Genomic DNA, 9,563 nt, shown 5'->3' with positions numbered 1-9,563 from the left:
GAGTTTCAGGATTGGGAGTCTCAGGATTGGGAGTAGGAATTTGACTGACGTTGATTCCTATCTGTACAGGTGCAGAAGAGGAAACGCCGTCATTTGCACTAATTACAAAGGCATTTAGTGACCCATTTGTATCTGCTGGAGGTGTGTATACCAAAGTATCGCCGCTAGATAAGGTTGTAACACCAGGGATGACGGGAACGCCATTGACAGTGATATTTCCCGTATTCACGACATCGACCTTGATGGAGGTGATGTCATTATTAACATCGCTGACTAGCGGAGCCAAACTAGAGAACGTTAAGGTAACAGGCTGATTGGTCTGGGTATCGGGTAGGGATGAGTTGGCTGTTAATGTCGGCGGGGTGTTAACAGATGTAATGGTGATGCCGGTTGGTGTACCGCTAGCATCTCCACCATTTGGCAAGACTGGAAAGCTATTAGCGATTATTGAATTGTCACCTGTAGTGATTGACCCTGCTGTACCATTGACACTTGCATCACCGACAATAAAATCTACATTGTTTGGGCCACCATCATGGCGAATGCTAACAGTACCTCCTGCTGAAGGTTGAACGTTAGTACCTCCTTCGCCAGTAAAAAATCCACCAGTTGCGATCGCTTCGCCGGTTCCGATTCCCTGAATCAGTCCGTTGGTTAGCACTTGCACATTGCCACCTTGAACAGTGTTTCCATCAACAAAATCGTCTGCTATGGACTGGGTGTTGATGTTGGTAAAACGAATATTGCTGCCAGCAGTATTGGTAGTCTGTAAAGTAACGTTGCCACTTGTAACATTTGCAGTACCATCGACTCCGGTAGCGATCGCTGAGGTATTTATGGCATCATTCACGGTGATATTATCTCTGCTAGTTAAACTTATCGCGCCAGCAGTGCCAATAAAATCGCCACCTCCTTCCTTAACTACAGACGAGTTAATTGCCTCTGTGGTAATACTGCCGCCTGTGGTTGTTGCAACTACATCGCCAGCCTTACCTGATCTATTAGCATCATTTGAAGAGGTATTAATAGCATCTGTTAAGATGTTGCCTGCGGCAGTCAAATTTACTGTTCCTGCATCCGTAATAATAATGCCACCATATCCAAATCCAGAAAACCCTTGAATATTGCTAGTGTCAAGGTTATTTAGGGTAATTCCACCATTTGTGCTTTGGACTGTAATATTACCTGCTGAGTAGCCCTGACCACTGGCAATAATGTTGCCCGCAGTAATATCGCCAGTTGCAAACAACGTTACGTTGCCACTATTACCAGTAGTTCTACTTGTATTTAGATTTCCCAGCGATAAGCTAGCTCCAGAAATGTTAATGCCTCCTCCCGTTGTCTGGATGGTGTTGGTGGGATCGACAAAGTTTACAGAACCGGTTTGTGATGTGAGGCTGAAGCTACCACCGCCCAAGTTTAATATAGCGACACCATCGGTTGTTACTGTGGGTGTCGCTCCGGTGATGTCATTGATGGTAATATTGCCTGTGGCTTGTAAATTGATATTTGTACCCGATAAGGCGATCGCACCCCAAGAAACAGTGTTATCTCCAATATCTGCATCGCCAAAGGCAATATTGCCTACTGTAGCATCAAAATCACCTGTCCCTGCTGCACCATCGATAATGGTCAATGTGCTGGGGTCTAGCAATAAAGTGCCAAAGTTACCATTAGGGGCTGAAGTATCTACTAAACCGTTAAAATTTAAGAAATTTTTACCTGATACTTCTACAAAACCACCATTGCCGGCATTTGCTCCTCCACGAGCCGAAATGTTACCAAAAAACTTGGTTGTGTCGTTACCCCAAACAATTACCTGTCCGCCGTTTCCATTCAAATTACTATCAGCATTAATGACAGATTTTGAGTCTACATAAGTCCGATCTGCGTTGGGTAAAGTCCCCTTACCTTGATAATCTCCACCAATTAGCACAGTACCGCCGCCATTATTCCCAGAGGCGTTAATATTGGCATCAATCACCGCGACTTTTTTACCCAAAGCAGTTATATTACCGCCTGTTTGACTCGCTGCATTTACTTTCCCAGAAACAATCGTTGTACCTGGAGTTGTGGGAATTGTCACATTAGAGTTTGTTAATTTTACAGTTCCATCAGGATTGGCAGTTAAGCCTGTGTTACCAACTGTGAGCAATTCGGGTATTGAGGCAATGGGAATTGTCCAGTTATTAGGTTGGTTGCTACTAGAGGCGAGGGGCTGAATTTCTAGACTCAACAGATTTCCTGGCTGACTAAGACGCACCCAATTTTGTCCTGGTACTGATGTGACAGAAATCTGCCCTCCTGGTGCTGAAAGTTGCCCGGTGTTGACTACAGTACCACCTAATAAATTCAAATTTTGCCCAGTACTTACTGCCAAATTTCCAGCATTTGCGATCGCTCCTGGCTGGTTTGTACTAAAGGCAAATCCATTGGGGTTTCCAACTAAATTTATGTAGTCATTAACACCGATAGCGTTAAACCAACTGCTCCCAAAACCGATGCCGTTAGCTGTTGTCACCGTAAAAGCACCAGGCACATTTAAACTGGCGTTTGCGCCAAAAATAAATCCGGCTGGATTCCTCAAGAAAAAGTTAGCATTGCCACCTGTCACCTGAATTAAACCATTGATGACTGAGGCATTCCCGCCTGTAACTCGACCAAGGATATTTTGCAGCGCCGGACTAGCTTGAAAGTTGGCAATTTGTTCTGGTGAAATTCCAAACTGTTGAAAGCTGTGAAAGAGGTTTGCATTATCACCAGAAGTTGTGCCGCCAGTGATATTAAGTCGATTGCCGTTGGGAGTCACAATTGTACCTGTCCCATCGTTAGCAGGAACTATTTGTTGTGCTTGGGCTAATTTGGGATTTACCAACGAGGCAATAACTAGGACTGAAGCGGCGATATTAGACAATAGACCTCTTGCACAAGTCCCTAACACCCCACCCCCAACCCCTCCCCGCTCTTCGGGAAGGGAGACAAAGCGCAGCTTTGGCGGGGTGGGGTTCTTTCTTATTTTTGATTTATGCAAGAGGTCTAATAAAGATTCTTTGCGGCGTAATATGAAGCGACTTGTAGGCAATTCTACATCGATTTGTAACTTGTCTGCTAATCCTCGCCGCCAAAGTGCTTGAGCGATCGCCTTTTGTGACCAGAGGATTTGTTCTGTTCTCCTGTTAACAGACATGCTTTGAGAATGATTTCGGTAGAAATAGAGTGGCTCTTTGACTCGGCGTACTTGGGCTACTTCTGAAAGTCGCAGACATAGGTCATAATCATAGGCACAGCAAGAGAACGATTCGTTAACACCTCCCACTCGGTCATAAACCGATCGCCGCATCAAGCGGAAGTGAAACGTCATGAAATCTACCAACAGACCTGATTGAGAGTAAGGAATGTCACAGCGATGACCATAACCGATAACTTTGCCGTTTGGATCGATATTTAAGTAGTCGGTGTAAACAAATCCCGTTTCTGGATGGCTATTGAGGACTGTAGCGGTTTGAGCAAGAGCTGTGGGGGCAAGGATATCATCATTGTCTAATATACCGACGTAAGTGCCGCTAGTTTGGCCGATCGCTGCCTTACAAGCCGCAGCAACTCCTTGATTGTCTGCTTCCACCACCCGCACTCGCCCATCTTTTTGAGCATAAGCGTGAGCGATCGCCACTGATCCATCTGTGGAGCCATTATCCCAAATCAATAACTCAAAGTTTTGCCATGTCTGCGCTATAACACTAGCGATCGCTTCTTGAAGGTAAGACTCCCGGTTGTAATTGACGATGACAATGGAAATCAGTGGTGACATCGAAGTTTTCCCAAGTTTTCTACCTGTTACCACAATATAATGCTAAGGACTATCACTTAGAATAATTCGCTGTTAATTATAGTTTTAGTTACAAATCTTTTGAAATTTGAATATCAAAAATATGATATTCAAATATTCATACAGCCATAGCATACTCCAAAATCAAAATCAGCCCAGTCGTTAAATAAGGCACTCCCCTGAAGAGAAATGAGAAAAGAAACAGAAACTTGTGTTCAGCCTAGAGCAACGACTCAGCAAAGAATTGTCTATTTATCTCATCAGTTAGAGACTTGGCGGAGTTTGGCAATTACTAAATGCAGTAAGCACAGTTTCAGTTTTCGGTGCGGTTTGTTAATTCTGCCTGCGGTCTGGATTGTAACTGCAAATGGACTGAGAGCTAGAGCTAATATTTTTACACCTGACTCAATTCAAAATAGCAGTCAGTCAGAGTTACAAATAGTACAAGAAAGAGAAGCTACTCCAGCAACTAACCCACAACCAGAGATACCACAACGCATTCGGGTTCGGAAAATTCAGGTTGTAGGTAGCACAGTTTTTCAGGAAAATGATTTTAATCTAGTAGTGAAACCGTTTGAAGAACGGGACTTAACTTTAGAAGAAATCAGACAAGCCGCCGATGCCGTTACTCAGCTTTACCTAAATAAAGGGTATATAAATTCCAGAGCAATTCCAGAAACTCAAAAATCTAGTACCGCAAATGGTGTTGTGGTAATTCGGGTGTTGGAAGGGCGTTTGACAGAGATTAATATCGAAGGGACGCGGCGATTAAACCCATCTTATATTCGTAGTCGCATCCAACTAGGTGCTGGTATTCCTCTCAATACTGGTAAGCTCGAAGAACAGTTGAAATTGTTGCGACTCGATCCCCTATTTACAAATGTGGAAGCGAGTTTGCGTCCAACGGGTAAGGTTGGTCAAAGTATTCTCGTTGTCAGAGTTGAAGAGGCAAACCCTTTAACTGGTAGCTTGGGTGTAGATAATTATTCGCCTCCCAGTATTGGGGCCCAAAGATTGGGTGTTGAATTGCGATCGCGCAATTTAACCGGTATGGGAGATGAGTTAGCTGGCTCTTATTACCATACACTCTCTGGTGGTTCCGATGTCTTTGATTTTAGTTATCAAGTCCCCGTGAACGCTATGAACGGCAAAGTGCAGATTCGAGCCGCATTTAATCGCAACGAAATTACTGAGCCACCCTTTGATGCCTTTGACATTCGGGCAAACCAGGATCTTTATGAAATCAATTATCGTCAGCCATTGATCCGATCGCCTAGAGTTGAATTTGCCCTATCTTTAGGATTTACCTATCAAGATGGTCAAACCTTCCTTTTTGATAACCTCGCAACCCCCTTTGGCATTGGGCCTGATGCCAATGGCGTTAGCCGCACCAGTGTAATTAAATTTGGTCAAGAATATATCAAGCGCGAACCAAAAGGAGCTTGGTTTTTGCGATCGCAATTTAATTTTGGCGTTGATATATTAGATGCAACTATCAACAATGACCCCATACCCGATGGTCGTTTTTTCAGTTGGCTAGGTCAAATACAGCGCGTGCAGCAACTCAGCAACGATCATCTATTGCTGATTCAAGCAGACTTACAGCTTACACCAGATAGCCTTTTACCTTCCCAGCAATTTGTAATTGGCGGTGGACAATCGGTAAGGGGATATCGCCAAAATATCCGTTCTGGGGATAATGGATTTCGGGTAGCGATCGAAGATCGGTTTACAGTGCAGCGTAATGAATCTGGATTATCGACAATTCAACTTGCGCCATTTGTGGATATGGGAGCCGTTTGGAATCAGTCTGATAATCCCAATCCGCTACCAAATCAAACTTTTTTAGTGGGCGCAGGCTTAGGATTATTGTGGAATCAGGCAATGGGAATTGATAATCTCTTTTTGCGCCTCGATTATGGATTTCCATTTATCGATCTGAGCGATCGTGGTAATAACGCTCAGGATGATGGCTTTTACTTTAGCCTTCGCTATCAACCCTAACTAAAGCCTATGGTAATCATAACTAATTCTGCGGACATGATATTACTTACTACTTTTAGTGTTTTCCGCAAAAAACAGGTCATTTTACTTATTACTTTTGGTAGATAAGGTGCTTAATTCAGTATTTTCCACAGTTAATTACCTATTCTTCTGCTTTATCCTATATATTGAACTAAAAAATTAACTTCTTTCTTCAGGAATTTGAATTTTATCCTGTGTATATACACAAAGGGAAAAGTTTTAGTTTATAAATTTAAGAAGGAAAGAATTATAAGAGAAAACTTATGACGCAACCTAACTCGCAAGACAAAAACAGCTTTCTTTACCCTCGTAGTCGGTATTATGGTAAATTTCAGCCAGAGAATTTAGTGTTTAATGCCAACCTTCAAGAATTCTCTCAAAAAATTAGTTACATCACTTGCCTAGAGACAGGGGGTAAATTGTCTCAGGAAGAGGCTTACCAGCAGATTAAGTCACTCTGGAAAGAGTTGAAACATAGCAAAAAACAACTCTCTATTGGCGGAAATCGGGAAATTTAAACTAATGTGAAGGAGGTATTGGTAATTTTTTTAAATCTAGTGCAAAAATACTTGAGCCGCCCAGAAAGTGATTTTAGGGCGGTTTTTTGGCTTTTGCAAGAAGTATCTTTTTCGTAATGTTAATTCTAGTTCTTACAAGTAATACCAGTTCTGTTATGTCATGTTCAGGACTTACGCAAAATCATGAAAAAACGAACCGCAGAGGGCGCAGAGGACACGGAGAAATAAGAGTTTCAGAGAGTTATTGCGTAAGTCCTAATGTTAATTTTAGTAGTTGAGGATACAATAAGGGATTTCCAAGAAATAAACTATACAATCTTGTGGGGTGGGCAACATGAGCGCCCGTAATCAAGGGCTATCGTGTCGCCCACCCCACAATAAATAATTGGATATTTTTTTATTTGGAAGTCCCTAAGTCTTTGGGCTTTTCTTAGTGCCATTCGCTAAGGCTACGGTGTACACACAAGTACTTTCGTCCGTTATGCAAGAGGTTTATTGTAGAGACGGCGATTCATCGCGTTTGTGTTTACAAAAGTATCTCTTAAAAAATCCGAAAAGCAACAACTTTATTTTGTAGCTTATGATGTACCTAAAAAAATGAGATTTAGCGATCGCAATCAAATTTTTCAACAGGAGTTAAGCTATGGCGCAGCGATTGACTCAAGAGCAATTATCACAAATAGTTACAGAAGTAGAAGGTCTGCAATTGCGTCGGGAAGCGGAACTAGACCAACAGCAGGTGAGAGAAATTTTACAGGAGTTGAATTTACCGCCTGAGTTATTAGATGAAGCGCTGATTCAGTTAAATCGCCGCCAAGCACTAGAAGTACAGCAACGCCGAAATCGATGGATTACCTCTGGAGTGGTGGCAGTTGTAGTGGTTGTCATTGCATCTACAATATTTTTCATGCAGCAGCAAAGTTCTACACTCTCTCGTGTTTCTACTCAACAAGACCGGATCACTTTGACACAAGATAATGGCGGCGACTTAAAGACAATTTCTCGCCAAACCAATCCAGAAGTGTTGTATCGTGTCACTCTAAAGGATGCACCTTTGGGTAAAAAGCTGGCTCTCTCTTGTAATTGGATTGACCCAAGCGGTCAAATTGTCAAGCAAAACAACTATCAAACCCGCGAAATTAATACGTCTGTCTGGGATACCCAGTGTCGCTACACTATTAATTCGGCTGCAACTGTTGGCAATTGGCAGGTGCAGATGTTCCTGGAAGGCCGGCAGATTAGCGATGCAACCTTTGAAGTGAAATAGTCCAGATGGGCAACCCGCATCACTTTCTTGGCTATTGGGGTTACGGCACTCAACAGGAGTTAGAAGCGCTGTTAACTAGTGTTGTGGAAAACCTCTCTCCAAACCTCTCCCCTACAAGGGAAAATTCAAAGCCTTTTCCCCATTATCCTCTTCCCATCTGGAATGTTGTTTATGTAGGAATCGATGGAAATTCCAGAAGGCAACAAAATCAGGACTTACACGCTGAACACCTGAAATCTAGATCCCCCCTAGCCCCCCTTAAAAAGGGGGGAACCTTGAAAGCCCCCTTTTTAAGGGGGTTGGGGGATCTCTTCTGTGTAAGTTCTAAAAATCAAATTGCTGCCATTTCCGCATCAGGATTATTTAGTTCACCCGATGCTTGGGTAAGTCTCCAGGAAAACAACTGCCTAATTTTGGGAAGAGAACCTTTCGGAAGAGTTCCTTTGTATTGGACTCAGCAAGGACAAATAATTTGGTTTGCATCGCAACTGCAATTACTTTTACCGATTTTGCAACAGTCAGAAGTTAGCATTCCGGGGTTATATGGCTATAGCTGTTTTTCTTACGTTCCTACACCCTTAACTCCTGTTAATGGAGTATTTGCAGTGACGGCGGGAACTGAATTAGTTTGGCAGAGCGATCGCCAATCAGGTAAGCTGCAAACACCTGAATCTAAAAACATCCACTCGTGGCGGGAAGCACCAGAACAGTTAACAGATGAAGCTACAGCAATTACTGAATTGCAAACTCTCCTGAAAGACTCAATTGAGCGACAGATTGCCGATTTAAAAGATGAGCCTGTTGGGGTGTTTCTCTCTGGTGGACTCGATTCGTCAGTGGTGGCGGCGCTGCTGGTACAAGCAGGGGTGAAAGTCCGCGCCTATACTTTAGATTTTGGTGACACAGGGATTTCAGAGTATGGATATTCTGAACAAGTCGCCCAGTTTCTCAAAATTCCGCTAATTAAAGTTGCAGCAAACCCAAATTCAATCAAAAATGCCCTAATTCCGACTGTAAAAGCATTAGATTTACCCTTTGGAGATGGTGTGTGTGTGCCGTTGTATCTCCTATCTGAGAGAGCGAGTCAGGAAACTCAGGTAATTTTTAATGGCGAAGGTGGAGATCAATTATTTGCTGGTTGGACGAATAAACCTTTAATAGCCGCAGGTGTTTATCAAGCAGAAAATCCCGCCGGAGAGGAAACTTTTATCCAGCAATATCTCCGCACCTTTCACCGTCTTGGGGGATACGAATCTCAAGTTTATCAGCCAGATATCTATGCACAGATCCAAAATTTGCATCCCGAAGATTGGCTGTTGGCGGCTTTAGATCGCAATGAATGTCCATCTTTGCTGCATCGCCTCCGCCGTGCTAGTTTGATGCTCAAAGGAGCGCAGAATATCCATCCTCGTGCAACTGCATTGGGGTTTGCTCATGGGTTGTGGGTGCGATCGCCTTTTTGTGATTTACCTCTAACTGAGTGGACATTCCGCCTATCTGGAGAACTCTGTTTACAAGGAGCTTGTGAAAAATATATCCTCAAACGGGCTGTAGAAAATTGGCTCCCACCGGAAATTGTCTGGCGACAAAAGCGGGGTATGGGGGTTCCTTTAACTTCTTGGTGTTTAAATGATTTTTGGCATCAACTGGGTATTTGGCTCAATCCAGAAGTACTTCGCACTTACAATCACTTTTATCCTCACATTGCGGCCCAAATCGTTGAAGGCAAACTAGGAGCAGCTATTCAAGGCCGTCGAATTGGTGAAACACTCTGGTTACTAATTATGTGGCAACTTTGGCGATCGCATGTTTTAAATGAAGAACTAAGTAAACAATCTTGGGATCATCCCTTTTGGTTACATCGTTGGTTATGGAGAAACTACAAAATAATTCGTAATTCGTAATTCGTAATTTACTGTATCAGTAT

The 9,563-nt window shown here is 43.0% G+C and carries 5 protein-coding genes; 4 read left to right on the top strand and 1 reads right to left on the bottom strand.

The window, feature by feature from the left end; all coding sequences use genetic code 11:
• A partial coding sequence (locus tag RMX69_RS10125; protein ID WP_322637378.1) for a glycosyltransferase occupies positions 1-3,808 on the bottom strand: 3,808 nt, incomplete at its 3' end.
• A gap of 207 nt (positions 3,809-4,015) precedes the next feature.
• Here RMX69_RS10125 and RMX69_RS10120 point away from each other — a divergent pair.
• The 4 genes from RMX69_RS10120 to RMX69_RS10105 all read left to right on the top strand — a co-directional run bounded on the left by RMX69_RS10120 (position 4,016) and on the right by RMX69_RS10105 (position 9,540).
• A complete protein-coding gene (locus RMX69_RS10120) occupies positions 4,016-5,830 on the top strand; it encodes a ShlB/FhaC/HecB family hemolysin secretion/activation protein (protein WP_322637377.1) in 1,815 nt (604 codons plus the stop codon).
• A 284-nt stretch (positions 5,831-6,114) separates the two neighbouring features.
• Positions 6,115-6,369, top strand: a complete 255-nt coding sequence (locus tag RMX69_RS10115) for a hypothetical protein (protein WP_322637376.1) — start codon at positions 6,115-6,117, stop codon at positions 6,367-6,369.
• A 643-nt stretch (positions 6,370-7,012) separates the two neighbouring features.
• Complete coding sequence (locus RMX69_RS10110; RefSeq protein ID WP_069068325.1) at positions 7,013-7,636, top strand: DUF3859 domain-containing protein; 624 nt, start codon at positions 7,013-7,015, stop codon at positions 7,634-7,636.
• A 5-nt stretch (positions 7,637-7,641) separates the two neighbouring features.
• On the top strand, positions 7,642-9,540 hold the full coding sequence (locus RMX69_RS10105) for an asparagine synthetase B family protein (protein ID WP_322637375.1): 1,899 nt from the start codon (positions 7,642-7,644) through the stop codon (positions 9,538-9,540).
• The last annotated feature ends 23 nt before the right edge of the window (positions 9,541-9,563 follow it).

This window comes from Nostoc sp. EspVER01 (genome assembly GCF_034530635.1).
GTDB lineage: Bacteria > Cyanobacteriota > Cyanobacteriia > Cyanobacteriales > Nostocaceae > Nostoc.
The sequence above is the reverse complement of the archived record's forward strand: the minus strand, read 5'-3'. Positions and strand labels throughout refer to the sequence as shown.

What these genes read in the sequence shown, in the direction of transcription:
- RMX69_RS10120 (WP_322637377.1), top strand. Translation starts at nt 4,016, where the DNA reads ATGAGAAAAGAAACAGAAACTTGTGTTCAGCCTAGAGCAACGACTCAG.
- RMX69_RS10115 (WP_322637376.1), top strand. Translation starts at nt 6,115, where the DNA reads ATGACGCAACCTAACTCGCAAGACAAAAACAGCTTTCTTTACCCTCGT.
- RMX69_RS10110 (WP_069068325.1), top strand. Translation starts at nt 7,013, where the DNA reads ATGGCGCAGCGATTGACTCAAGAGCAATTATCACAAATAGTTACAGAA.
- RMX69_RS10105 (WP_322637375.1), top strand. Translation starts at nt 7,642, where the DNA reads ATGGGCAACCCGCATCACTTTCTTGGCTATTGGGGTTACGGCACTCAA.